The sequence below is a fragment of the Chryseobacterium endophyticum genome (assembly GCF_056333165.1).
This window is the reverse complement of record NZ_JBWGXE010000007.1, coordinates 34,041-59,822: the sequence shown is the minus strand read 5'-3', so window position 1 is coordinate 59,822 and position 25,782 is coordinate 34,041. Positions and strand designations below refer to the sequence as shown.

Below are 25,782 nucleotides of genomic sequence, written 5' to 3'. Positions count from 1 at the left end.
ACTTCGCTCCGGTCTTTTTCGTTGCCGGGCAACAAAAAAGACTGCTCGCTTTGCTCACACCCTCCATATCCCTCACGCGTTTCAGTCCAGTGAATTCACCAGCACGAAATACCGGTAGGCCAGAATCGCCTTTTGAATTTTTGTCAGCTTCGTAGGATCCTTGTCGCTTAATTTGGGAAGAATGGACTTGTTGACCCTGTTCAGCCACCGGAAAAATGATTTTTTCATAACCTCTATTTTGGGAGTAATATTCAAAAATTGTGCAACCACTCATTTTGGCCTATGTATGTTAAATAAAAATTGCCCGCATTTCTGCAGGCAATCTTTACACTTCATCACACGATTACGGACTTCCGTATCTATTTGAATCTCTTTTGATGAATTAAAATTATAAAATAAGATTAGATTTTATCTTGATGTATGATAAGTAATTGGCAATACATTTAATTTCATAAATTTGAACTAAGAATTCATCATATGAATGAAATTTTTAAACAGCAGGTCTGGGAGATCACAAAGTTAGTTCCCAAAGGTAGAGTGACAAGCTATGGCGCGATTGCAAAAGCGGTAGGTTTTCCCAATCACTCAAGGCACGTTGGGAAAGCCATGGGAGGCTGTCCTCCTGATGTTCCGGCTCACCGCGTTATTTCGAGTTCCGGTACTTTATCTGTCCCTGAATTTCAGAAAAGGCTGGAAGCAGAAGGTGTTGCGGTTGAAAATTTTAGAATTAAAAATTTCAAAACACTTTTTTGGGATCCGATTTCGGAATTGTGAGATAAGAGTTTCGTTAAAAAGTTTCGGCGGAGCCTTTGGCTCCGCCGAAACTTTTGTTTTTCCGGGGCGACAAAGTCGCCCCGGAAAAACATGTATAAAAAATTACTTTTCCAACTGCTTATAACTTCTCTGGATAAAATCCGTCAGTTCTTTTCCTTTCAGTAAATTCTGGGAAAGCTTCGCGAGATCAAGTGCATATTGAATTAATCCTGCTTTCTCTTCTTCGTTTTCCGCTTTCAGGATCTGACCTGCAAATTCACTGTTGGAATTTACCACAAGATTGTACATTTCCGGGAAACCTCCCATACCAAACATGCCGCCGCCGCCCGTTGCCTGCATATCTTTCATTCTTCTCATGAATTCCGGCTGTGTAATGGTGAATGGAGCATCATTGCTGTCGAGATCTTCGAGCTGAACGGTGAATTTCTTGTCTGTAATAGTTTCTTCAACGTATTTTTTCAGTGATTCTTTTTCAGACTCATTCAGTTTGGAAATGACAGGTTCATCCTTTTTAATTAAATTATTGATATGATCGGCATCTACCCTTACAAAAGAGATTTTTTCTTTCGAAGTTTCCAGTTTCTGGATCACGTGCGGAATGATCGGTGAATCTAAAAGCAGAACTTCATATCCTTTATCTTTTGCTGCCTGAATGTAGCTGTGCTGCTCATCGGCATTGGAAGCATAAAGAATGATAAGGTTACCGTCTTTATCGGTCTGGTTAGGTTTTATTTTCTCTTCAAGTTCATTCCAAAGGAAATATTTTCCGTCGGTGGTAGGATATAATGTAAACTTGTCCGATTTTTCGGCAAATTTCTCTTCCGTTACAATTCCGTATTCGATAACGACCTTGATGTCGTTCCATTTTTTCTCATAATCTTCACGGTTTTCGTTGATCAGGGAAGACATTTTGTCGGCTACTTTTTTCGTGATGTACGAAGAGATTTTCTTTACGGCACCATCAGCCTGAAGATAAGAACGCGAAACATTCAGCGGAATGTCCGGAGAATCGATAACCCCGCGAAGCAACATCAGGAAATCCGGAACAATACCTTTCACTTCATCCGTTACGAAAACCTGATTCTGGTAAAGCTGGATTTTATCTTTTTCAATATTTAAATTGTTGCTGAGTTTAGGGAAAAATAAAATTCCTGTCAGGTTGAAAGGGTAGTCTACATTGAGATGAATATTAAACAGTGGCTCCTCAAACTGCATAGGGTACAATTCGTGGTAAAACTTCATGTAATCCTCATTCGTCAGTTCACTCGGAGCGATCGTCCAGGCCGGCGTCGGATTGTTGATGATGTTATCAACTTCTTCGGTCTCAGCAACCGCATCTTCCGGAGCGTCTTCCGGCAAAGGAAGAGTGTGTGTCTTTGTGCCGAATTTAATTGGAACGGGCATGAACTTGTTGTATTTTAATAACAGCTCACGGATTTTTCCTTCTTCCAGGAATTCGGTAGAATCTTCGGCAATATGAAGGATTATTTCCGTTCCTCTCTCCGTTTTATCGTCCGTTTCTTCTAAAGTAAATTCCGGGCTGCCGTCGCAGATCCATCGTACTGCAGGATCGTCTTTATAAGATTTGGTTAAAATTTCAACTTTCTCAGCTACCATAAAGGCAGAGTAGAAACCCAATCCGAAATGTCCGATAATCCCCGAGTCTTTCGCTGTATCCTTATATTTTTCCAGGAATTCTTCAGCCCCGGAGAAGGCAACCTGATTGATGTATTTTTCCACCTCTTCACCGGTCATCCCGATTCCCTGATCGATAATGTGAAGTGTTTTATTTTCTTTATCAATTTTCACTTCAATCTTCGGATTTCCGTATTCCACTTTTGCTTCCCCGATGCTCGTCAGGTGCTTTAGTTTTAAAGTCGCGTCCGTCGCATTGGAAATTAATTCTCTTAAGAATATTTCGTGGTCACTGTAAAGAAATTTTTTAATTAGCGGGAAAATATTTTCCACTGATACATTAATATTTCCTTTAGTCATAATATTTAGTTTTGATTTTCCTTTTCCTGCTCAAAAAAAATACCGTTTGACATAAAGTGACATTTTGACATTTTTTTTATTAGAAATTAGAAATTAGAAATTAGAAATTAGAAATTAGAAATTAGAAATTAGAAATTGTTTTGATAAACAACCAATTCTTGATCTTTGAAAAACATAGAGACTATTTAGATGGAATTATAAATAAAAAAGACAGCCCTTTCAGACTGTCTCGAATATTTTACAAATTAAAAAAACTTATTTGTTTTTCAATTCTTCCTTGATTTTGTTTTCAAGCTCTTCCGCCAATTCAGGATTGTCTTTCAATACATCTTTTACCGCGTCACGGCCTTGTCCCAGTTTGGTTTCTTCGTAGCTGAACCAAGAACCGCTTTTTTTCACAATTCCCTGTTCAACAGCCTGGTCAAGGATTTCCCCTGTTTTGGAAACGCCTTCTCCGTACATAATATCAAATTCTGCCTGTTTGAAAGGTGGAGCTACTTTGTTTTTAACAATCTTCACTTTCACTCGGCTTCCGATGGCTTCATCGCCCTGTTTGATCGGTGCGCTGGCTTTTCTGATGTCTACTCTTACGGAAGCATAGAATTTCAGAGCGTTACCTCCGGTTGTGGTTTCAGGGTTTCCGAACATTACCCCGATTTTTTCTCTCAGCTGGTTGATGAAAATAACCGTACATTTTGTTCTTGAAATGGTGGCTGTCAGCTTTCTCAATGCCTGAGACATCAATCTTGCATGCAGACCCATTTTAGAGTCTCCCATTTCACCTTCGATTTCAGCTTTTGGGGTAAGAGCGGCTACTGAGTCAATTACCACGATGTCGATCGCTCCCGAACGGATCAGGTTGTCGGCAATTTCCAAAGCCTGCTCACCATTATCCGGCTGTGAAATGATCAGGTTTTCAAGATCGATTCCCAATTTTCCGGCATATCCTCTGTCGAAAGCGTGCTCTGCGTCGATAAATGCGGCAATTCCACCTGCTTTCTGAGCTTCTGCGATGGCATGAAGGGTTAAGGTTGTTTTACCGGAAGATTCCGGACCGTAGATTTCGATGATTCTTCCTCTCGGATATCCGCCTACTCCCAAAGCAATGTCCAGTCCTAATGATCCGGAAGGGATCACTTCAATGGTACTGTCTACAGCGCTGTCGCCCAAAGTCATTACTGTTCCTTTTCCGTATGTTTTATCTAGTTTGTCAAGCACCAGTGCCAGTGCTTTTTTCTTGTCGTCTATATTACTCATCTGTTGTTTAAATAATTTATCAAAAATACAAAAAATTACAGTGAAAAACTAATATTGTGTACCACTAAAACCTATTATTATAGTTAAAAAATTATAAAATTTGAAGCCTTGAATATTTGATTTTTATGAATGGTTAATGTTTTAGTAAAACAGCTTTTTAATTTTGTATCTGGAACATTATCAATGATTTATTTAATGGAAATTCGAATTATCTGTGACGCTTAAATATTGCATAAGTACTTTTGTCTGGTCTTTGTGTCCTTTCCTGATTCTTTGATCCCTGCTTACCAGATTGTCATATATCCTGTTGATGATTCTTTTGGTGAAAGGGAAAGCTTTTCTGTTGGCCACTTCAGGGATCTGAAGTCTTTTACAGATCTCGTCATCCAGTAAAAACCATGTGCAGCAGATATGTAGGTAACGGAGATTTTTTCTTTGAAATTTATACTTTAAAATTGGGTTTTCCAACGATTCATTCAGGAGAGAATGTGCCAAAAGAACGGAATCTTTATCCGCCGGCGGCTGAACGGAGGTCCACAGATAAAAAAACTCCGTGGCCTGCTTTTTATTTTCGGGCATCAGGTGTTCAGGAATTCCCAGGAGGTAGCCTACGTATTTCCAGAGATGGAAAAGACCGGCCTCTTCCTGCTCAGAAAAGGTATTTCCCAGTTTGTGAAGGCTATGGAGAAAAACCAGGCTGAACCCGATATAGGTTGCCATCATATCCCAGGAATTAATGGGCTCACCCCAGTTTTCGGTATCCCAGTTTTTATAATGTTTTCTGATCGAAAGCCTCGCATAGGAATGGATGAGTCTTGTTTTAATGGCAAATTCGTAGCCTTTATGATGAAGATTTAATGCATCATATCTCGTCACATTGACCCAAAAATCCAGCGTTTCCGAAAGCCTTTTTACCGCTCCTTTTTTCAGGGCTTCCGTTACAATGAGCGGTTTGTTGAGGTAAGCAAAGTCATAGCCTCCCATCAGGCAGTAGTCCCTCAGGGAAATCAGCGAATCAAGATTGGCTCTCATGCAAAGCTCGGCACCGCTTTTTAATAAATCATAATCCAGCCATCGGGGAATGGTCTCTGTCTGGGAAAACATTTTTCCGGCACTTGCCGGCGCATTTTCACTTTTGGAAATTCCCTGCCGGATATATCCTTCTATTTCTGCTGATGCCTCACGAAAGCCTTTCGTAAAATAAATCTCTTTTACAACGGCATCTCCTGTTTCATCCACATGGTAGAAATAGGGTGAGAATTTTTCAAAATCTCTGAAGCTTACTTCCGCGCCGGAAAATTCAATCAGTTTTTTACCGTTTCCTTTTGTCCAGAAGTCTTTGAAATGCGAAGAATCTTTAAAACGAGGCTGTAAAACTGTCTTTTCCATTGAATTAAATTTACAATTTTTGAGCCGAAAAAAGAAATGAGATTTGTCATGATCAAAATGTCAAAAATACTACAAACGGGTAATTTACTCCTGTTCATGGATTTTTAAAATTTGTATAAAAATTATGACATGAAAACAAAAATTTTATTATTAGTCTTTTTTTATTTAGCAGCATCTTCAATTATGCAAGCCCAATTTTCCTTTTCTAATCTTAAACAAGGCATGAGAAGTGATAATGAAGCTGTTCCTGAAAAACTATCGGATGAAATGAAAAAAGATATGGTTTCTCTAGTAGAGAAAAATAGCGTTTTAGAGAGTGCTTCAAAATCTGAACTTATTAAAGATGTGAAAAATGCAAATAGTTATGCTGATGTTGAGAATGCAATTGTTAAAAGTTCTTTGAAAGAAGAGGATAAAGATTCCTTGAAAGCACAAGCTTATGATATTTTATCTAAATATAAAGAGCAGAATAATGCTGAAGGTGATGTTTCTTTGAGAAGATTTTTTCCTGCAAGATTTAATGAGAACGGAAGTGTGGTTTCCACTTACTTTTTTGAAGGTAAAAGTGATTATACTCAGATATTTCAAAATAATAACGTTGTTTATAATCCAAATCTTAAAAACCTTTCCTTTAATTCTGAAGTTGTTAATGATTACTTGGGGCCCTTAAGAGTTGGAATCGGATTTCAATTCAGCAGTACCGTGAAAGATGATGATAGTATTGCTGCTGCGGATGTAAAGAAAGATAAGCTAATAGCGTCATTGCAAAACGGTGGAGGAAATTTATTTGTTAATATTCAGTATCCTTTCATTGCTATCGGAGAAGAGTCCGATTCTTTTGGCTTTAAATCTTTCTTTTACCATAACTCGGGGGTTGAGTTGACAAAGATAAATGAGGCTGACAATGATTTTGTTTTAACAAATAATACAGGGATAACTTTGGGGGCTTTTGGTAATGGAAAGAAAAGTAAAATATCTGCCTTTTTAATGGCCAAAGGATCTGTTCTTTACGGAAACTCTAAATACAATAAAATATTAGCAGCAGACGAAGATTTTAAAAAAGCTCTGCTCCTTTTTAATCTTGGCTTAGGAATAAATTTTTCCGATATGTATACTGTAAAAGCAGAATTTTATACAGGAGGAGAATATATAAAAAGAAATTTTCCGGCAACAATATCTTTTGTTATTGTGCCTAAAAAATAATATTGTTAAACTTTAAAATTACAAAATTATGTTACCATTAAACGCAATCGGATTTGCCATGAATTCTCCTCAATTTCATGACCTTATGCAACAAGGGGCTCTTGATCCTAATTATTGTTTGGGAATTAAGATGAGAAAAATTCGTGATGAAGCAGGAGGATTTTCTTATTTTGAAATGTACTTTGATTTTGGAAAACCGGATCTAAGTATTAAGGATGTTGTCGCTACGGTCAAAATTATCGGTCTGGGAGAATTTGAAGTTTTAGGCATGAAGTTTCTTAAATAGCTAAAAAAACCTTCCGATCAGGAAGGTTTTTCATTATTTATTACTCATTACTGATTACAAAGAAGCAGCATGTACCAACATATCCACCAACTTGTTAGAATAACCCATTTCATTATCATACCATGAAACAAGTTTTACGAAGTTTGGAGAAAGCATGATCCCGGCGTCTTTATCGAAGATTGAAGTTCTCTTATCTCCTACGAAATCCTGAGAAACCACCGCATCTTCAGTGTATCCTAAAATACCTTTTAATTCACCTTCGGAAGCAGCTTTGATTACGGCACAGATTTCTTCATAAGAAGCAGCCTTCTCGATTCTTACCGTTAAATCTACTACAGAAACGTCAACCGTCGGTACTCTGAAAGACATCCCTGTCAATTTTCCGTTTAATGAAGGAATTACTTTTCCTACTGCTTTTGCAGCACCGGTAGAAGAAGGGATAATGTTATTCAGAGCAGCTCTACCGCCTCTCCAGTCTTTCATGGAAGGACCGTCAACTGTTTTCTGCGTAGCTGTTGTAGCGTGTACTGTAGTCATTAATCCTTCTACGATCCCGAAGTTATCGTGGATTACTTTAGCCAAAGGTGCTAAACAGTTGGTTGTACAAGAAGCGTTTGATAAAATTTTGATATCGTCTGTAAGTTCAGTATGGTTTACCCCCATTACAAACATTGGTGTATCATCTTTGGAAGGTGCAGAAAGGATTACTTTCTTTGCGCCTGCATTGATGTGCTTTGCAGCATTTTCTTTATCTAAGAATAAACCTGTAGATTCAACGATGTAGTCAGCACCGATTTCGTTCCATTTTAGGTTATTAGGGTCTCTCTCTGCAGTTACTCTGATTCTTTTTCCGTTTACCACAAGATCATTTCCTTCTACAGAAACTTCTCCCGGGAAAATACCGTGTACAGAATCGTATTTTAACATGTAAGCCATGTATTCTGCGTTGATCAGGTCATTGATTCCAACCACTTCGATGTTATCTCTTTCAGTCATTGCTCTGAAAACAAGACGTCCGATTCTACCAAACCCGTTGATACCTACTTTGATTGTTGACATAATAGTTTGTTTTTAAATTATATTAAAAAATATTAGATTGCTAAAATTTCTGAAATCAGCAGAAGATCCTGGTTGATTTCATTGTGTTTTTTAATGGCCTCTTCAATAGGAGTGTACACAAGCTCATTCGAGCGCATTCCCGCCATGACGTTGGTTTGTCCTTCCATCAGCCCGGTTACAGCGCCATATCCTAGCCTGCTGGCCAGAACCCTGTCGGCGCAGCTCGGTGAGCCTCCTCTCTGCATGTGTCCCAAAATTGCCACACGGATATCATAATCCGGGAATTCCTGCTTGGTTTTTTCCGCCAGTTCGTAGACATTGGCCAGCTTTTCTCCTTCCGCGACAACTACGATGCTGGAAGCCTTTCCTGTTTTTTCAGCGTTTCTGAAATTGTTGAAAAGTTCATCGATGCTGTCTTTAGTCTCAGGAATCAAAATATCCAGTGCACCGGTAGCCAATCCGCTGTTGAGCGCAATAAAACCGGCATCACGTCCCATTACCTCCACAAAGAATACCCTGTTGTGTGAAGTCGCCGTATCACGGATTTTATCGATGGCCTCCATGGCTGTGTTCAGGGCTGTATCATAACCGATGGTGTTATCGGTGCCGAAGATATCATTGTCAATGGTTCCCGGTACGCCGATCACTCTGATTCCGAATTCTTCATTGAAGATTTTTGCCCCTGTAAAGGTTCCGTCTCCGCCTATGCAGACCAAACCTTCGATGCCAAGCCTTACACAGTTGTCGTAAGCTTTATGGCGGCCTTCTTTGGTTTTGAATTCCATGGATCTGGCAGATTTCAGAATGGTTCCGCCCTGGTTGATTATATTTTTTACGGAACGGGGACCCATTTTAAGAAAATCTCCGTTTATCAGACCGTTATAGCCTTCTCTTACTCCGTAGCATTCGATATTATAGTAATTTGCGGTTCTCACTACCGCTCTTAATGCTGCATTCATACCCGGGGAATCTCCTCCTGAGGTAAGAACTGCAATTTTTTTTACAGCACTCTCTTTCATCTAGTAAAAAATTTCGAACACAAATTTACAAAAACAAGTTCAGATAATGGCAGGAAGTTTATAAGAGTTTTGAATATAAATTATTAAAACTGTCTAAAATTTGTCGGTTTAAAAATATATCTCGCTGTAGAAGTCTGAAGAGCATCAACATCAAGACTGTACCACGGTGAGATTCTTTTTTGAAAGGGATTTGAAAGGATGTGTACAGACTGTGCCGGTGTAAAGCCTTCGCCCAAAAGATACAGTTTTTCTCCTTTATTATTCCTGCAGGTACTTGCAATAAAAACCACATGGCCGGGACTGCCGGGCGTAATCAGGATGTCTCCTGTTTTGAGTTTGCTGTTTTCCGTTACGGGTTGCGTTTCTTTATTTAGCGAGATCGTTCCTGCATAATTGAAAACCATATCCAGATAATTCCTGAAATTCTTATAGGAATCATCTGCCGGTGCCGTTTTCCTGAAATGAACCGTATTTCCGTTTACCAATGCCCTGATTCCTTTTTTATAGTCGTTCCACGTTGCCAGATCACCACTGGTAAAGTGGAATCTGATCTCGTCAAATTTCTTATTTTTAAATAAATATTCCGCACGTAACCTGATCACGGCATCTGCACATTGCTGAAGATCTCGGCTTCCTGTATCAAGATCGAAAACGGCGTCATGAAGATGTTGTGTGGAAATTGGCGTTCCATCATATTTCAGGATCGGACTTCCGTAAGGTTTCAATGGGAAATTTTCAATGAAATAACCGAAGGAACCGGGGTTTTCTTCAACACATTTATAACCTTCCGGGCTCGGAAAACGTTCTCTGACCGTGTTCTTGTCGGTGTTAATTTCTAATGGATTATTGAGGTTCTGTTTTGTGGTCTGATCGTTCCCGGATGATATTTTCTCCGAAGATGTTTCTTTATGGCAGGCCGAAACTAAGAGAAGGGTTATCATTCCGAAAATAATTTTTTTCATAAATTCCGTTTCATTAAAGATATAAATTCCGTTGGGAATTAGCATGCCATTTAAGGGAAACTACCACTTTTCGGTGAGGTATTTCCAGTATCTTCTTGGAACATGCTGAATGTGAAGCTTGATGTTTTTTCGCTCTACAATATTGGTTTTTGTAAAATAACGCTGCCACAGCGTCTGGTAGTTTTTTTCCTGGTCGTGGAATTTCTCCTCATATTTTTTAAGGTCAATTTTTTCATCAGGATAAAAAAAATCAGAGGTTTCCAGGTCATATAAAATTCCGTAATTCCTGCGTAAGTCGTAGATCATCCATTTCTGATCCTGATAGCGGTCGTGGAAATGTTTTCTGATCAGCGGAAGGACATTGAAATCGGGATCTATTTTAGCAAAAAAAACATCATCCTGCATTTTTTCAAAACGGACGAAAGCTGTCATCCGATGCCTTTCACGGCTTACGGATTTGCATATTTTAGAGATTTTTAAAATATCACCGTCCGCATAATTCTGAAGAATGTTTTCACCACGATATTTTATAGATTGCCTTACCGCTGATAAAATGAGCTGTTCCGCTTCGGGATCTTCTGATAAATATACTTTCAGCAGTTCATGAATGCCTTGTTTGCCAATGCTTTGCTCCAATTTGTTCAAAACCCTTTCCGCCTTGTCATGCTGTGTGATGACCTCATGGATATCTGCGAAAATATTCTCCTGATGAAATCTTTCACGGCTGACAATTTCCACATCTTTATACTTGTATTCAAAAACTTCGAATACTGCCGTGAAAAGTCCGTCGAAACTGCCGTCGTAGAGTAGGGTGGTCATGGATTAATGTAACAATTTATAAGTGGAACAGTGTAGCAATCTAGTAATTTGAAAATGTAATAATTTGAAAATTAGATCAAATCAATATTTAAAAATCCTCTAATTCAAATTTTTATTCTAATGTTAAATGGGTGCAAATAATTTCTTCGCTTCTGTTATAATTATTTTGAGATGAATATCTTACAATAATACAGACGTTCCAACAATCAATTAAATATAAATAAATGTTCTTAAAACAACGTCAGCTGCTGCGAAAACTGATTGTGGAATTTTGAGGAACTTCCGCCGATTAATAATTTTCTGAAGTTTTTATCTGTTAAATATTTCAGGTATGCATTTCCGGCATTAAAATCAATAAAATAACGGGCGCGGTTGACGGCGGCTCCCAACTTGCTGAGGTGATCCATGGTCAGAACCTGAAAGCGTCTTGCGCTGACGATCTTTTTCGCTGTTTTCACGCCGATTCCCGGGATTCTTAAGATCATCTGGTAATCGGCGGTCTGAAGATTTACAGGAAACTGATCCAGATGTCTGAGGGCCCAGCTCATTTTCGGGTCAACTTCAAGATCAAGGAACGGCATGTTCGGATCAAGAATTTCTTCAGCCTTAAACCCGTAAAACCTCATCAGCCAGTCCGACTGATACAAGCGGTTTTCCCGAAGCATCGGAACTTCCGTCGTTAAAGAAGGCAGTCTCTTATCTTCCAGAACCGGCACATATCCCGAATAATATACTCTTTTCAGACTAAAGTTTTTATAAAAATGATCCGCTACCTTAATAATCTGCAGATCGTTTTCATTAGTCGCCCCGACAATCATCTGGGTAGATTGTCCTGCAGGAGCAAACTTCGGAACTTTTCTGAATATCTTTTTTTCGTCTTTGTACTGGGCAATTCCGTTTTGTATATACTTCATCGGATTCAGCATATCCTGGCGGTTTTTTTCAGGGGCCAATAGTTTCAAACCGCTTTCCGTGGGTATTTCGAGATTAATGGATAATCTGTCCGCATACAGAGCTGCTTCCTGCATCAACTCATCACTCGCTCCGGGAATAGATTTTAAATGAATGTATCCGTTGAAGTTTTCTTCCAGACGAAGTTTTTTGGCAACACGTACCAAACGTTCCATGGTGGTGTCAGCATTCTTGAAGATTCCGGAACTCAGGAAAAGTCCTTCGATATAATTTCTCCGGTAAAAATTAATGGTAAGATCGACCACTTCTTCTACGGTAAAAGCGGCTCTTTTGATATCATTCGAACTCCTGGAAACGCAGTAAGCACAGTCGTAAATGCAATGATTGGTCAGTAAAATTTTGAGTAACGAAACGCATCGCCCGTCTTCCGTATAGGTATGGCAGATTCCGCTTGCCGAGCTGTCTCCCAAAGCACCTTTTTTGTTCTTTCTCGATCCTCCGCTTGAAGAGCACGAAACATCGTATTTCGCGGCATCAGCAAGGATTTCAAGTTTTTCTTTTAGACGGTCAAAATTCATTTTTCAGATTGATTATCTTTATTTTAGATAAGATTAATGTTCCAAAGTTAGTTCCTAAATTGATAAATATCAATCTTTTTTGATCGAAGTTATCAACAACTTAAAGTTACAAAATCACTATATTTACGCTTCTTTAAAGTTATACTATGAATCATCAACCGGTTGAAGGTTTTTCAAAACTTTCAAAGCAGCGAAAAATCGATTGGCTAATCTCGGAATATCTAAGTGACGACCGAAGTTATGAGCAGATATTACAGCAATACTGGAATAATAATGCAGAACTGCAGAAGCTTCACGAAGAGTTTTCTGAAAATACCATTTCCAACTTTTATATGCCTTACGGGATTGCACCCAATTTTCTGATCGACGGAAAATTGCTTGCCCTACCCATGGCTGTGGAAGAAAGTTCAGTAGTTGCTGCAGCTTCCAAAGCGGCTAAATTCTGGATCGACAAAGGAGGTTTTAAAACCACCATTATCAATACCGAGAAACTGGGACATACCCACTTTATATTCAACGTAGAATCCCATAAATTATTGCATTTTTTCAACTTCAGGCTGAAGAAAAAACTTCTTGAAGCAACGGAAGAGATTACGGCCAATATGAGAAAACGTGGCGGAGGAATTTTAGATATTAAGTTAATAGATAAAACTTCCGAGATGGCAGATTATTATCAGCTGAAGGCCAGCTTTGACACGGTAGATTCCATGGGAGCAAATTTTATCAATTCCTGCCTGGAACAGTTCGGGAAAACATTGAAACAGGAAGTTGCTGAAAATGCCGATTTTTCACAGGAAGAAAAAGATTCCCTGCAGATCGTTATGAATATTTTGTCAAATTTCACACCGGACTGTATCGTAAGGGCTGAGGTTTCCTGCAAAATTGAGGAGTTAAATGACGACAGCGGGATTTCCAATGAAGAATTTGCAAGGAAATTTAAGCAGGCTGTTACGATTGCTGAAATAGAACCTTTCCGTGCGACAACACACAATAAAGGAATTATGAACGGCGTAGATGCCGTAGTGATTGCCACCGGAAATGATTTCAGGGCAACAGAAGCCTGTGCCCACGCTTATGCGGCAAGAAACGGTAAATATTCTTCCCTGACGCACTGTACGACAGATAACGGCGTCTTCAGGTTCTGGATCGATCTGCCGATTTCCGTAGGGGTTGTAGGTGGTCTTACCAACCTTCATCCCTTGGTGAAATTCTCTCTGGCGCTTCTTGGAAAACCTTCCGCGCAGGAATTAATGAGTATTCTGGCGGTTTCCGGACTGGCACAGAATTTCGGAGCTTTGCGTTCTCTCATTACTACGGGAATTCAGAAAGGACACATGAAAATGCACTTGCTGAATATTCTCAATCAGATGGGGGCAACGGAAGAAGAAAAGCAATATTTCGTGAATTATTTCAAAGATAAAACGGTGAGCCACCACGAGGTGATTACTGAATTTAACAGGCTAAGAAAACAATAATGTTTGGAATCATTATAGCTGCATTTATGCTTGCTTTCGGAGTTTTTCTGAAACTGACTAAAAATCCGGGTTTTGCTCAAAATAAAAAATTTGCATGGATTTTTATTGGTATTGGACTCGTATCATTAATATTCAAGATTTTAAATTATAAATGAAAACAATAACATTAATTTTTGGTGCGGCTTACGGAATGCTTTCCGTTATTTTAGGAGCTTTCGGCGCGCACGCTTTGAAGAAAATATTGTCTGTGGAAAGGCTGGAAAGCTTTGAAACGGGCGTAAGATATCAGATGTATGCTGCCTTTTTTCTTTTAATTGCAGGATACATTTTAAAATTTGAAACCAAAACCGAAAACTGGATTTCCTGGCTGATGATTTTAGGAACCATGCTTTTCTCTTTCAGTATTTACGGTTTGAGTATGCAGGATTATTTCGGGATGAACCTGAAGTTCCTGGGGCCAATTACGCCACTTGGCGGCCTGTTGATGATCCTGAGTTGGGCCTTGCTGATTTTCTATTTCGTGAAAATGAAAGTTAATTAAAAATAAAAAGGAATTCTGCACCCGGAATTCCTTTTTCATTTTACCTTAGAAAATTCTCGTTCAGCCATTTCAGCTTGTTGTAGCTTTTCAGGAATTTGGCTTTCAGTTCGATATTCTTTTCCCGGGCATCCAGTAGTTTATTTTCCCTGGAATTGATCAGGAACAGTGAGCTTTCTCCGTTACTGAATCGTGTTTCTTCCGCATTCAGAAGTTTTTGGTAATTATTCAGATTGTTTGTGGAGATATTGATCTGTGTGACATAATTATTCATTTCATTTTTATACGTTTCAATTTTGGTGCTGAGTTCCCGGCTTTTCACTTGAGAATCCTGTCGGTTCTGTAAAATTTTCAGTTTGGCAATTTCATAATCTGCTTTTGCCTGCCTGAGAAAAATGGGGATCTCCAGTTTCAGTCCGTACTGGAAATTATTGTCAAACAAAGGGAGGAAGTCGGCGCGGTAATTTTCCTTGTTGAAAAAATTATAGGTAAAATCCAGTTTTGGAAGAAAACTTTGCCATTTCAGTCTTTTTTCACTTTCCAGGATATTTTGCTTTTGAAAATAATATTCAAGGAAAGCATGGTCCTGAAGCGGTTTTGATTCCAGATTCTGAACCAGGAATTCATAATCGGTATGTCCTGAATGTTCATCAAGACCGGATGCCGGGAAAATCAGCTGTGAAATTTCATAAAACTGCTGATTTTCTTTCCAGAGATACATCTGCAGTTCCTGGGTGCTCTTCACAAAATTAAGATAAGCATCTCTTTCCTGAAGCTCGAAGCTTTGCAGCTGCGATAAAGCCTCTACTGTGTCGATTGCCGGCCTTTCACCGAATTCATAAGTTTTTTTAGTCAGATCCAGTCTTTTTCTGTTGATTTCCACAGCAGACTTTTGCAGTTTGTAAACCTCATAATTCTTTACCCAGTCCCAATAGGTGTTTTCGGCATTCAAAAGCAGCTCATTGGTGAGAATGATTTGTTCGGCTTCCGTCATTTTCAGTCCGAATTTCGCCTGATCCAGCATAGCTCTTCTTTTGTCATACAAGAGATTTTTAGCCAATGGAACGGTGATTCCGAATTGGTATAATCCGCCCGGTGTTTCACTGCTGTTGAGTCTTTCTCCTTCAATATAATTATAACTTCCGGTAATGTCAACCCCGTACCATGTCGGAATTCCAAGCCCAACATTTCTCTGCTCGTAGTATTTTGTTCCGTCGATGTTTTTTTCTCCGAGTTTTCCTTCAATGACCGGATCAAAATTTCCCCTTGCCTTGGTAATTTCGGCGTTGGCGATTTTATTCTGAAGCTGGTATTTGAAAGCCAGCGGATGATAATTTTTTACAATATTCAGAAACTCCTGATGCGACAACTTAAGGGAATCCTGCGCATGAGACCACTGAATACAAATCAGAAGTAAGAAAAAACAGAATTTAGTTTTTAGACTTTCCATCTTTCGCAGATTTTTCGGTTTTTACTTCATAATAGTCCGGCGGGAATCCGTTGATATTTCGCCACAATTCGTACCAGACCGGTACATCATTCAGGATGGCAATTCCCTGAACGCCGGTTCCCATTTTGATCTTCGGAGGCCATTGTTTTTCGTTTTTATCCTGAACGACCAATGCTTTGAACATTCCGTTGGTGCTGATGTTGTTTTCTACGGCAATCACTTTTCCGGCAAAAGTTCCGTAGCTCGAGTTGGGCCATCCGGAAAAGACAATCGCCGGGAATCCGTCGAAAATACACATCACGCGCTGTCCTTCTTTTACCAAAGGCAAATCAACAGGTTTGATGTAAATTTCTACGGCATAGTCTACTTTTTCGGGAACGATGATTCCGATGCTTTCCCCGTCTTTCAGGATTTCCCCGATTCCGGCTTTATTGATCTGGACGACCTGGCCGTCCTGTGAAGCAATCACGAAATACAGACCTTGCCTCGCTTTGTAATTGGCCACCTGATTTTCAAGTTTGGCAATATCACCGTCGCTGCCTTCGATCTGTCCCATACTCTGGAATCGCTCGCCTTCCGTTTTACTCAGTTTTTCGTTGTAATCCTGAATCGTGGCATTTTGTTCGATGTTTACATTCACAATTTCCTGCCGGGTCTGGGCTAATTTATTCTCGGTGGCCGTTTTTTTAGCCAAAGCATTCTGGTAAGAAACGCTTCTCTGCTGAAACTGGGTGAGTGAAACCAGGCCTTCGTCGTACATCTTCTTTTGCCTTTCATATTGATCCGACGTCATCCTTAGCTCGTTTTTTGCCGCTTCCAGTTCCGCTTCTTCTCCTGCCAGTTTGTTGTTCAGCTGAATGATCTTTACCTTGAGCTGGTTTAATTTTAAATCTCTTGCCGAATTTAAAGCCTGCATCTGGCTGTTGGTGGTTCCTACTTTCGCTTCATAATAATCTCTTACGCCTTTTTTGGCTTCTACCTGCATTTCTGTCCTTTTCACCAAAAGCGGATCCAGGTAATCTTCTTTTACTTCGGAAAGCTGGAGAAGCGTATCTCCTTTTTTAACATAATCACCGTTTTTGACATACCATTTGATAATTCTTCCGGGAATTGGTGAATTAAGCTGTTGCGGACGTTGCTCCTGGTACAGTGTACTCACATTTCCGGTAACCTTTATATTTTGTGTCCACGGCAAAAATAAAACGATGATACCTCCGATAAAGATGAAAAGGAACCATCTTTTAACCCTTGATTTTTTGTGAATCTGATATATTTTATTCACTGACTGCAGTTCCATCTCTTTTAGTTTTTGTTAAATAATTTTTTCACATTTCCGTCTTCTACCTGAAGCTGCTGATCGGCTTCCATGATGAGCTTCTGGTCTTCCGAAACAATAATAATGGTGGTTTTTTCTTTTAGCTTTAAAAGATATTCCATCATTTTAGTTTTGAATTCATCGTTCATTCCGTCCAGCGGATCTTCGAGAATCAATAATCTTCTGTTGCCTGCCAAGGCTCTCAGGAGAAGGATTTTCTTTTTGGCGCTGAATGAAATTTCCGTATCGGTCTCACTGATGTTGGTGAAAAAACCATTGCTGAACTGGCTTGAAAAATCTTCGATGCCTATTTCCTCCGCAATTTCCAGAATATGCTCTGCGGATGTTTCATTCTGTCCCAGAACGATATTTTCGTAAACTGTCCCTTTGATGATGGTCATATCATCCAGATACATCCCGATCTGGCTTCTGAGGGAGATTTTATCAATGTTTTTTAACGGGATTTTATCAAAAAGGATACTTCCGGAAGCCGGTTCATAAAACCCGGTGATCATATTGAGCAATAAGGATTTTCCTGAGCCGAGCTGCCCTGAAATGACGGTTAATGTATTCTCAGGAATTTTGAAGTTGACGTTTTCCAAAATATTGTAATGGTCATTGAACGCAAAGCTTACGTCTTTAAATTCTACTTCAAAACCTTCAAGATGGCGGTCGAAATTGATGCTGCCTATCTTTTCTTCCGGAAGATCGGTCACCTTGTGAAGTTTTGCCAGTGATGCGATCACGTCGTAATAGCTTTCCAGGCTGATGATGAGCTTTTCAACGGCCGCCATAATGCTGAGTACCACGATTTCCGTAGCGATGAATGCCCCGATATTTAACTGCTGGTTTACCAAGAGATAGGTTCCGATCACCAGCATCACCAAAGTAATAATCACTTTAAAAGCAATAATGGTCTTGTACTGGAAAACCAAAACGCGGAAGTGTGATGTTCTGTGGTCCAGGTATTTTACCACTCTTTCGTCGGTACCGGAAAGATGGGCTTCTGTTTTGGAATTCAGCTTAAAAGTTTTGATGGAAGCGGCGATATCTTCGATCCATGAAGCGACTTCATATTTTTTATCGCTTTCTTCAATGCTTGATTTGATCCCGCTTTCCATGGTAAATCTGAAGATAATGACCACGCAGATTACCACCAAAGCCCCGAATACCAAAAACCAGGGGTGATAAAAGGAGAGGAGCAGGATTCCAAAGAGGATCTGGATCAGGGCCGTCGGGATTTCCAGTAATATTTTGGAAATTCCTTTCTGTAAATTCTGGGTATCGAAAAAACGGTTGACCAGCTCCGGGAGGTAATATTTTCTTGTTGCCGAAAGGTTGACTTTTGGAAGCTTTTCAGCAAATGCCAGAGAGAATTCAACAAAAATTTTCTGCTGAATTTTTTCGATGATCTGCATGACTTTCAGCCTGAAATATCCTACGAGCCAGGTTCCCAGAACAACAAAAGCGATCAGGATGTAAATGGATGTTGCCATCGTCGCCCCCATTACAAAGCTGACGATAGACTGTATCCCAAGCGGAACGCTCAGCTGTACAAGACCGTTCAGAATGGCGTAAAAGTAAATATTGGTAACATCTTTCTTTTCTTTGGTAATATACTTGAAAAGATTGTACCCGTGCTGTTTCGCAGTGGTTTCCATGGGTTTACTGTTGTTTTATAAGGTTGAAGGTGATAAAACGCAGATAATCCAAAACATACTTTTTATGATCTATCCTGTCGGTATGATTGTCGGTAAGTTTCGGAAGATGTTCGCTGAAAAACTGCTGGTCGTGTGCCGTTTCCAGGAGCGTGCTTGCAAATGACCTCGGATATGGAAAATCAGGTTTTGCCTGTGAAATAATTTCACCAAAAAAAGTACAGAGGCTTTTCAATGGGCTGAAAACCATTTCTTTATTAATTTCGTCCACTTCTTTCACCAGGTAAGATTTACTGCTTTCTGCAATAACGATGCTGTGAAGTTTTGTAAGGTCATAATCTTCAATTTTATCATCCGTTTCATCATGATGGGTAATGATTTCAAGAATCTTTTCCATTTTTTGCTGAGGTTCTTTTATTTCCTGCAGCCTCAGCTTGGAAATAAACTCGATGTAAGACCAGTACCAATTAAGAATATAGGTTAATAATTTATGTTTTGAAGGGAAATACCTGTACACCGTAGCTTCCGTAGAATTGATTTTCAGTGCCAGCTTTTTAAAGGTAAAACTTTCAAAACCGGTTTCGTAAATCAGTTCAATGGAATGTTTTACAATTGCGCGCCCGATCTCGCTGTTTTCAGGATCCTTTAGGTAAAGATGTTCGTTAACTTTAAATTTTACTTGAAATTCCATAAAGATTAAATAACTATACTTTATGAAAGCAAATCACATACCACAAAATGTATTTATATATTAAATAATAGTAATACTATCATTTTATTCTTTTAGATTTAATTAAAAAAATAAAAAGACGTTTATTTTTAACCTAAAATTTATCTTTGCACTAAATTTTCCACCAGTTTTTAAATAAATTGTTCTCCAGGAATTCATCTAAGTTTACATTTTTATAATGGATGAGGTTCATTTAAAAGGAAAATTAGGGTATTCCGGAAGAAAGAGTTTTTCAGCCTGACAGTTTTCTCTCATCCGCAAACTAAATTTATGAAATAATGAAAATCAACCGAAGAAGACGATTAATACGAACATTCAATCTTTTGGATCAGCCGATCAGGTTTAATCCTTTTGTATTCAGCCGTACTTTTTTCATGTGGGCTATTACCGGGCTGGTAGGGGGAATCATTGCCGGACTGTACTGGATTGTTCTAGAATATTTCATAGAGTTTTTAGCGGAGTTTCAGGGATGGATGGTCATTCCGACCATGGCGGTTTGCGGTTTGCTTGCCGGGCTGGTCATTCATCTTATCGGCGATCCCGGCGAAATTCATCTGATTGTTAACAACATCCGGTTTAATAAAGGAAAACTCGATCCTAAAAATAATCCCTCCATGATCTTGTCGTCACTGTTTTGTGTGGCCTCGGGAGGAAGTCTGGGGCCGGAAGCTCCTTTGGTGCAGGTTACGGGTTCTACGGGGACTTATCTTGGGAAATTATTCAGGTTAAAAGGTGAAGAATTGCGCTCGCTGAGTATTGCCGGGATGGCTTCGGGTTTTACCGCACTTTTCGGTGCACCGCTTGGAGGAAGTTTGTTTTCTCTGGAAATTTTGCACCACAAACACGCCGTAGAATATTATAAAGCGATCATTCCTGCATTAGTGGCAAGCTGCTTCAGTTATTTGATGTTTGCACTGATCATTCATTTAGGGATCGGGGCAACCTGGAACCTTAAGGCGTATCATTATACCGGCGTTTATGATTTTGCCTATGCAACAGCCTTTGGAATCGTCGGCACACTGTTCGGGTGGATTTTTATTTTCGTGGTAAAATTTTTCAAGAAAATTTTCGAGTACAGGAAATTTCCGATTTATATCAAAACACTCACAGGCGGAATTATTCTGGGGATCATCGCGTTTTATTTTCCACTGACCAGATATTTTGGCCACAACGAGATCAACCAGCTGATCAACGGAAATTTTGCCCTGGATTTTTTAGTGATTATTTTAATTTTTAAAATCTTAGCCATAGCCGTTACCGTAACTTCGGGATGGAGAGGTGGTTTTATCATCCCGCTTTTCTTCGTGGGAACAACGTTGGGATTGATTATTCATCAGCTGTTTCCCTCGGTCGATACTACACTGGCGATCGTGAGCTGTATGGCAGCCATTAATGCCTGCGTGACGAGAACTCCGATGAGCACGACGATTATTTTGGGAACATTAACGGGGTTTACCTATTTTGTGCCTATTCTTTTTGCCAGCCTGACAGGGTATTTCTTGGCGCCGAAGATTCCGTTTATCGGTTCGCAGTCAGAAAAACTGGAGGCGGAATAAATTTGAGGTCAATCTGTTTGATTATTGATAAAATAAATACATCTTTGAGGATTAAAAAATTAATCCCATGAGTTATAAAACCTACAATGTTATTGCAAGAATTAATCAGGAATCTGAAAAAGAACAGTTGAAAAACTTTTTGAGTGAAAGTTTTAAATTTTATAACATCAGGGAATTTCATACCCCTTTTATCGGTATTATCTGCCAGGCTAATGATAATTTTAAAAGGTACGAATTTGATAAATTTCCCGATAATTTTTTCAGAGACCAGGATGCAGTGGAAGACTATTATGCTTTTTCGGAAAATCATGTGATTGAATTTTCAAAACAGCACGGCGATCTGGATATTGCTTACATAGAAGTCGATTGTTTTGGTGGCCAATGCTCATCCAACGGCTTTGTGATCAGGAATGGCGTAAAAATATCGAACGAAGACGTTTCTCATTCAGCTCATATGAAATTGCTTCATGCGATTGATTCCAACTATGATTCCTGGCATTTTTATCCTTTTACCAGAAGCTTTTTTACGGATAAAGGCGGGATCAACGGAGAGATTCTCAACTTTACTTTTCTGGCACTGTTGATGGCGTTCAGTATGGAGGTGGAAAATAAACCGGATTATGAGTTGAATGCTGCCGAAAACGAGATGCAGATTCTTTATAAAGAACAATTTGAACTTTATCTGATGAACTTCGGACGGGAACGGGTGAAAGTATTAGGAAGGTTATTCGATACCAGTGCGGAAACAATTGATGAAATAAAAAGTCTTCTGAGCGAAGCATTAACAGGATTGGAATATTATGTTGAGATCGATAATTTTGAGAATGGGGAGAAAGATCTGGTTTCAAGTATTTCTAAAGAAAAATTCCAGAGCATTGCGCGAGTAAGTTATAGGGCACAGCCTTTTAATGAAAGAAAAATCGAGTTTTCGCCGGAGGTTGAAAATGCAGGAATGGCGCCTGAAAAAAAGGAAAGTTTTTTTGGCAAACTTTTTAAAAATATTTTTAGAAAGTAAACGCCGGTTATCACCATTTATCATATTTTCATAATGGCTGAAATGCAAATTGAATTTATCATCTGCGCTTAATTTTATATTTTATTAAACTGACAAAAAGCATCCTTACAAGCCAATGCTTTGTTTAAAATAAACGTTGGTATTTCATCTGTTTTTATTAAATTTGTCAACCTTTAAATATTAAAATAAAATAATAAAAATAATATGAATCTTCACGAGTATCAATCAAAAGAGATTTTATCAAAGTATGGAGTAGCTATCCAACGTGGTTTCGTTGCAAACAACGTAGATGAAGCTGTAGCTGCTGCTGAAAAGCTGACTGCTGAAACCGGAGCTCAGGCATGGGTTGTAAAAGCACAGATCCACGCGGGTGGTCGTGGTAAAGGTGGCGGTGTAAAGTTCTCTCCAAACATGGATAAGCTTAAAGAAAACGCTCAGAACATCATCGGAATGCAGTTGGTAACGCCACAGACTTCTGCTGAAGGTAAAAAAGTAAATTCTGTTTTGATTGCAGAAGATGTATATTATCCGGGAGAATCCGAAACAAAAGAATTCTATGTTTCTATTCTTTTAGACAGAGCTGAAGGTAAAAATACAATCGTATATTCTACGGAAGGTGGGATGGATATTGAGCACGTTGCGGAAGTGACTCCTCATTTGATCCACAACGAATTGATCGATCCGGCTTTGGGTCTTCAGGGGTTCCAGGCCAGAAAAATTGCTTTCAATTTAGGACTTGAAGGGAACGCTTTCAAAGAATTCACAAAATTCATCACTTCTCTATACAATGCTTATGTAGGAATTGATGCTTCTCTTTTTGAAATCAACCCTGTATTAAAGACTTCCGATAACAAAATTATTGCTGTTGATGCTAAAGTAACATTGGATGGCAACTCATTGTTCCGTCACAAAGATCTTGAAGCACTTAGAGATACAAGAGAAGAAGATCCTATCGATGTTGAAGCGGGTGAAGCTGGTCTTAACTTCGTGAAGCTTGATGGTAATGTTGCCTGTATGGTAAACGGTGCCGGTCTTGCGATGGCAACGATGGATATTATTAAATTATCCGGAGGTAATCCTGCCAACTTCCTTGACGTGGGTGGTACTGCCGATGCTCAGAGAGTACAGACAGCTTTCGGAATCATCTTAAGAGATCCGAATGTAAAAGCAATCCTGATCAATATCTTCGGAGGTATCGTAAGATGCGACAGAGTGGCTCAGGGTGTGGTTGATGCTTATAAAGCGATGGGAAGCCTTCCTGTTCCGTTGATCGTAAGATTACAGGGAACGAATGCTGTTGAAGCTAAGCAGTTAATTGATGACTCAGGTCTTCCTGTACATTCTGCTATTACGCTTGAAGAAGCTGCCAACAAAGTGAAAGAAGTTTTAGCTTAAGACTGAAATAAATAAAGTCAAAACCGTTGCCTGAAATTCTAGGGCAACGGTTTTTTTTGTGATTATATCTTGTCTTCTATATTGATTGCTTTATCAGGATTGATATTTTCTCCTCCTGTAATGCTTATGCTTGTAGGCGTCACCAGCTGTATGCCTTCTGAATCCAGGCGTTTTTTGATTTCAAGATAGGAAATGCTCTTCAGCAGCATCATGTCTGCGCCAACCACCATAGGAAATTTGGCCTGCAGATTGAAGATCCCCTGCTTAAGATCCGTGATAACTACGGTTGCTGTTTCCGGCCGGTCGACATTATCGAGTTTCTGTACCACTTCCAGAACGGCCTGTTGTGCTTTTTCTATATCCTGATCTGCGGGAATTTCAAAATTTAAATAAATTTTCCTTTGAGGAGATGCTGTAAAATTGTAGAATGGAGAATTGAAAATCACCTGATTGGGAATGTACACCTTTTTTCCATCATCACCGATTACTTTGGTGGTCAAAAATCCAATTTCTGATACCGTACCCGAATTGTTTCCTATCGTGACATAATCTCCCACTTTAAATGCTTTGTCGATGCCGATCAGCAATCCGGAAAAAATACTGGATACCAGATCTTTTAAAGCCACCCCGGCAATAACCCCGGCTACTCCTAAACTTCCGATAAATTTCCACAAAAACCCGCTGAAACCCATGATTTCCAGGGCGATGAACGTTCCCATTACCATGATCAGAAACCTGAATACACCAATAAGGGTTACCAGGGAGCTTTCTTTTTTGCTTTTCGGAAAGAGTTTGTGAAATATTTTTACTGAAATCTGACTCAGATATTTACTGGTAAAGAGGAAAAAAGAAAATACAATAATTCCGACAACAAGCTTCGGCGTGATTTGCGCAAACTTGATATACCAATTTTCCAGAACATTATAAACGACATCAACATAACTTAAACCATTTTTCAGCATGAATAAATTTTTAATAATTACTTATTTTTTTTAACAAAAATTTTGCCAGTTTCAAAAACTCTACTAAATTTGTAGACTAATAAGAACAAAATATTATGTCAATTAAACTAGGAGATTTAGCACCGGATTTTGAGGCGGACACGTCTTTGGGAAAAATCAGTTTTCACGAATACCTGGGGGATTCCTGGGGAATCCTGTTTTCCCATCCTGCAGATTATACACCGGTCTGCACCACAGAGCTTGGATTTACATCAAAGCTTAAATCTGAATTTGATAAAAGAGGAACCAAAGTCATTGCGCTGAGCGTGGATGGAGTAGAAGATCACAAAAACTGGATCAAAGATATCAATGAAACCCAGGATACTGATGTGCAGTTTCCCATCATTGCAGACAAAGATCGAAAAATTTCTGAGCTTTATGATTTTATACATCCTAATGCTTCAGCAACGGCTACCGTGCGTTCTTTACTCATCATTGATCCTGAAAAAAAAGTAAGGCTGATTATTACTTATCCGGCTTCAACAGGAAGAAATTTTAATGAAATTCTCCGAGTACTTGACTCTCTTCAGCTGGTTGACAATTATAAGATAGCCACTCCTGTGAACTGGAAGAACGGTGATGATGTGATCGTGCCTCCCGCTGTTTCTACGGAAGATGCAAGAAAGATATTTCCTAAAGGGGTAACGGAGGTAAAACCCTACCTGCGGTATACGCCACAACCGAATACATGATTTATTTGATTTTTTATAGTTTAGTTTTAATTTGTAAGAAAATCGCCGCAGAAATATTTCTGCGGCGATTTCGGTTTTACGTGTATATAATGTGTGTGAAGTGATTCTTATTGGGTAACATCATTCGCTACTTGCTTAGCTTTTGAAGTTGGAATATAAATGCTGAAACCTACGTTGAAAGTAATATTTGAGTTAAGTCCTTCGCTACCGAAACCTGCTCTGCCTCTGTATTTTACCAATCCTTCAAGACCGATATTCGGAGTGATGAAATAAGAGTAACCAGGACCAACGCCGAAATCCAGACCTGTTGTGGAATCTGCATTTTCAACAGATCTTCCGCCTACTCCTACATTTCCTTCAAGGAACCAACGTCCGTGATTCAATAGATTGTCAACACCTTTTTCTCCGGGTGAAACATAGTAACGTCCTAAAGCACCTACGCCATAAGTGAATTCTGTCGGACTTCCATTGGTTACCTTGTTGAATCCTAAATCAACATAGCCTCCCAATGCAACATTATCTTCAATGAAATATGCTCCTTTCGGCTGTATAGCAATATTGTAACCTCCTCCTGTGTTTAATCCGAAGTTACTTGAAATTAAACTACTTCCTACCAGCCAGTTTCCTTTTTGAATTTGAGCATTCATGGTTGTAGCTAAACCTGCTACCGCTAGTATTCCTGATAAAATTAGCTTTTTCATAAT

24 protein-coding genes are annotated in these 25,782 nt (G+C 39.2%); 9 read left to right on the top strand and 15 right to left on the bottom strand.

Annotated features, from left to right (window positions below; genetic code table 11):
• Positions 1-81 precede the first annotated feature (81 nt).
• Positions 82-228 carry a hypothetical protein gene (locus tag AC0N32_RS15400; RefSeq protein ID WP_476394746.1) on the bottom strand — a complete coding sequence of 49 codons (147 nt, stop codon included), beginning with the start codon at positions 226-228 and terminating at the stop codon, positions 82-84.
• Positions 229-477: 249 nt separating this feature from the next.
• Between AC0N32_RS15400 and AC0N32_RS15395 the strand changes: the two genes are divergently transcribed.
• A complete protein-coding gene (locus AC0N32_RS15395) occupies positions 478-774 on the top strand; it encodes an MGMT family protein (RefSeq protein WP_476394745.1) in 297 nt (98 codons plus the stop codon).
• A gap of 102 nt (positions 775-876) precedes the next feature.
• On the opposite strand, the gene htpG is transcribed toward AC0N32_RS15395, so the two are convergent.
• The 3 genes from htpG to AC0N32_RS15380 form a co-directional block, all read right to left on the bottom strand.
• A complete protein-coding gene (gene htpG, locus AC0N32_RS15390) occupies positions 877-2,769 on the bottom strand; it encodes a molecular chaperone HtpG (RefSeq protein ID WP_476394744.1) in 1,893 nt (630 codons plus the stop codon).
• Positions 2,770-3,024: 255 nt separating this feature from the next.
• Entirely contained in the window at positions 3,025-4,026 is a 1,002-nt protein-coding gene (gene recA, locus AC0N32_RS15385; protein ID WP_476394743.1) for a recombinase RecA, read from the bottom strand.
• 192 nt (positions 4,027-4,218) lie between these two features.
• A complete protein-coding gene (locus AC0N32_RS15380) occupies positions 4,219-5,415 on the bottom strand; it encodes an oxygenase MpaB family protein (protein ID WP_476394742.1) in 1,197 nt (398 codons plus the stop codon).
• A gap of 129 nt (positions 5,416-5,544) precedes the next feature.
• Here AC0N32_RS15380 and AC0N32_RS15375 point away from each other — a divergent pair, with 129 nt between their 5' ends.
• Both AC0N32_RS15375 and AC0N32_RS15370 read left to right on the top strand, forming a co-directional pair.
• The gene (locus AC0N32_RS15375) at positions 5,545-6,618 is read left to right on the top strand and encodes a hypothetical protein (protein ID WP_476394741.1); all 1,074 of its coding nucleotides are present in this window, start codon (positions 5,545-5,547) and stop codon (positions 6,616-6,618) included.
• Between the two features lie 28 nt (positions 6,619-6,646).
• Positions 6,647-6,904 (top strand): hypothetical protein, encoded by a 258-nt coding sequence (locus AC0N32_RS15370; RefSeq protein WP_476394740.1) that lies wholly within the window; start codon positions 6,647-6,649, stop codon positions 6,902-6,904.
• 54 nt (positions 6,905-6,958) lie between these two features.
• On the opposite strand, the gene gap is transcribed toward AC0N32_RS15370, so the two are convergent.
• The 5 genes from gap to AC0N32_RS15345 all read right to left on the bottom strand — a co-directional run bounded on the left by gap (position 6,959) and on the right by AC0N32_RS15345 (position 12,253).
• Positions 6,959-7,963 (bottom strand): type I glyceraldehyde-3-phosphate dehydrogenase, encoded by a 1,005-nt coding sequence (gene gap, locus AC0N32_RS15365; protein ID WP_476394739.1) that lies wholly within the window; start codon positions 7,961-7,963, stop codon positions 6,959-6,961.
• A 32-nt stretch (positions 7,964-7,995) separates the two neighbouring features.
• Entirely contained in the window at positions 7,996-8,982 is a 987-nt protein-coding gene (gene pfkA, locus AC0N32_RS15360; protein WP_476394738.1) for a 6-phosphofructokinase, read from the bottom strand.
• An 83-nt stretch (positions 8,983-9,065) separates the two neighbouring features.
• A complete protein-coding gene (locus tag AC0N32_RS15355) occupies positions 9,066-9,944 on the bottom strand; it encodes a DUF4846 domain-containing protein (RefSeq protein WP_476394737.1) in 879 nt (292 codons plus the stop codon).
• Positions 9,945-10,004: 60 nt separating this feature from the next.
• Complete coding sequence (locus AC0N32_RS15350; protein WP_476394736.1) at positions 10,005-10,763, bottom strand: TIGR03915 family putative DNA repair protein; 759 nt, start codon at positions 10,761-10,763, stop codon at positions 10,005-10,007.
• A 230-nt stretch (positions 10,764-10,993) separates the two neighbouring features.
• Positions 10,994-12,253: a putative DNA modification/repair radical SAM protein gene (locus AC0N32_RS15345; RefSeq protein WP_476394735.1), complete on the bottom strand. Its 1,260-nt coding sequence runs from the start codon at positions 12,251-12,253 to the stop codon at positions 10,994-10,996.
• A 146-nt stretch (positions 12,254-12,399) separates the two neighbouring features.
• Between AC0N32_RS15345 and AC0N32_RS15340 the strand changes: the two genes are divergently transcribed.
• Both AC0N32_RS15340 and AC0N32_RS15335 read left to right on the top strand, forming a co-directional pair.
• Positions 12,400-13,728 carry a hydroxymethylglutaryl-CoA reductase, degradative gene (locus tag AC0N32_RS15340; protein WP_476394734.1) on the top strand — a complete coding sequence of 443 codons (1,329 nt, stop codon included), beginning with the start codon at positions 12,400-12,402 and terminating at the stop codon, positions 13,726-13,728.
• Positions 13,729-13,879: 151 nt separating this feature from the next.
• Positions 13,880-14,269 (top strand): DUF423 domain-containing protein, encoded by a 390-nt coding sequence (locus tag AC0N32_RS15335; protein WP_476394733.1) that lies wholly within the window; start codon positions 13,880-13,882, stop codon positions 14,267-14,269.
• Positions 14,270-14,309: 40 nt separating this feature from the next.
• On the opposite strand, the gene AC0N32_RS15330 is transcribed toward AC0N32_RS15335, so the two are convergent.
• From AC0N32_RS15330 to AC0N32_RS15315, 4 genes are read right to left on the bottom strand one after another with little or no spacing between them, the layout of a single operon-like run.
• Positions 14,310-15,716, bottom strand: coding sequence for a TolC family protein (locus AC0N32_RS15330; protein ID WP_476394732.1), 1,407 nt, complete (start codon positions 15,714-15,716; stop codon positions 14,310-14,312).
• Positions 15,697-17,013, bottom strand: a complete 1,317-nt coding sequence (locus tag AC0N32_RS15325; protein ID WP_476394731.1) for an HlyD family secretion protein — start codon at positions 17,011-17,013, stop codon at positions 15,697-15,699. Before AC0N32_RS15325 ends, AC0N32_RS15330 begins: the two co-directional genes overlap by 20 nt.
• 5 nt (positions 17,014-17,018) lie before the next feature.
• On the bottom strand, positions 17,019-18,692 hold the full coding sequence (locus tag AC0N32_RS15320; protein ID WP_476394730.1) for a peptidase domain-containing ABC transporter: 1,674 nt from the start codon (positions 18,690-18,692) through the stop codon (positions 17,019-17,021).
• A 4-nt stretch (positions 18,693-18,696) separates the two neighbouring features.
• Positions 18,697-19,380, bottom strand: a complete 684-nt coding sequence (locus AC0N32_RS15315) for a TetR/AcrR family transcriptional regulator (RefSeq protein ID WP_476394729.1) — start codon at positions 19,378-19,380, stop codon at positions 18,697-18,699.
• A gap of 317 nt (positions 19,381-19,697) precedes the next feature.
• On the opposite strand from AC0N32_RS15315, the gene AC0N32_RS15310 reads away from it, so the two are divergent.
• The 3 genes from AC0N32_RS15310 (at position 19,698) to sucC (ending at position 23,385) form a co-directional block, all read left to right on the top strand.
• Positions 19,698-20,975 (top strand): chloride channel protein, encoded by a 1,278-nt coding sequence (locus AC0N32_RS15310; RefSeq protein ID WP_476394728.1) that lies wholly within the window; start codon positions 19,698-19,700, stop codon positions 20,973-20,975.
• A 67-nt stretch (positions 20,976-21,042) separates the two neighbouring features.
• Entirely contained in the window at positions 21,043-21,990 is a 948-nt protein-coding gene (locus AC0N32_RS15305; RefSeq protein ID WP_476394727.1) for a hypothetical protein, read from the top strand.
• 204 nt (positions 21,991-22,194) lie between these two features.
• The gene (gene sucC, locus AC0N32_RS15300) at positions 22,195-23,385 is read left to right on the top strand and encodes an ADP-forming succinate--CoA ligase subunit beta (RefSeq protein WP_476394726.1); all 1,191 of its coding nucleotides are present in this window, start codon (positions 22,195-22,197) and stop codon (positions 23,383-23,385) included.
• Positions 23,386-23,447: 62 nt separating this feature from the next.
• On the opposite strand, the gene AC0N32_RS15295 is transcribed toward sucC, so the two are convergent.
• Positions 23,448-24,347: a mechanosensitive ion channel family protein gene (locus tag AC0N32_RS15295; RefSeq protein ID WP_476394725.1), complete on the bottom strand. Its 900-nt coding sequence runs from the start codon at positions 24,345-24,347 to the stop codon at positions 23,448-23,450.
• 95 nt (positions 24,348-24,442) lie between these two features.
• On the opposite strand from AC0N32_RS15295, the gene AC0N32_RS15290 reads away from it, so the two are divergent.
• On the top strand, positions 24,443-25,078 hold the full coding sequence (locus tag AC0N32_RS15290; protein WP_476394724.1) for a peroxiredoxin: 636 nt from the start codon (positions 24,443-24,445) through the stop codon (positions 25,076-25,078).
• Positions 25,079-25,185: 107 nt separating this feature from the next.
• Here the strand turns inward: AC0N32_RS15290 and AC0N32_RS15285 are convergent, their stop codons facing one another.
• On the bottom strand, positions 25,186-25,779 hold the full coding sequence (locus AC0N32_RS15285; RefSeq protein ID WP_476394723.1) for a hypothetical protein: 594 nt from the start codon (positions 25,777-25,779) through the stop codon (positions 25,186-25,188).
• Between the last annotated feature and the right edge of the window lie 3 nt (positions 25,780-25,782).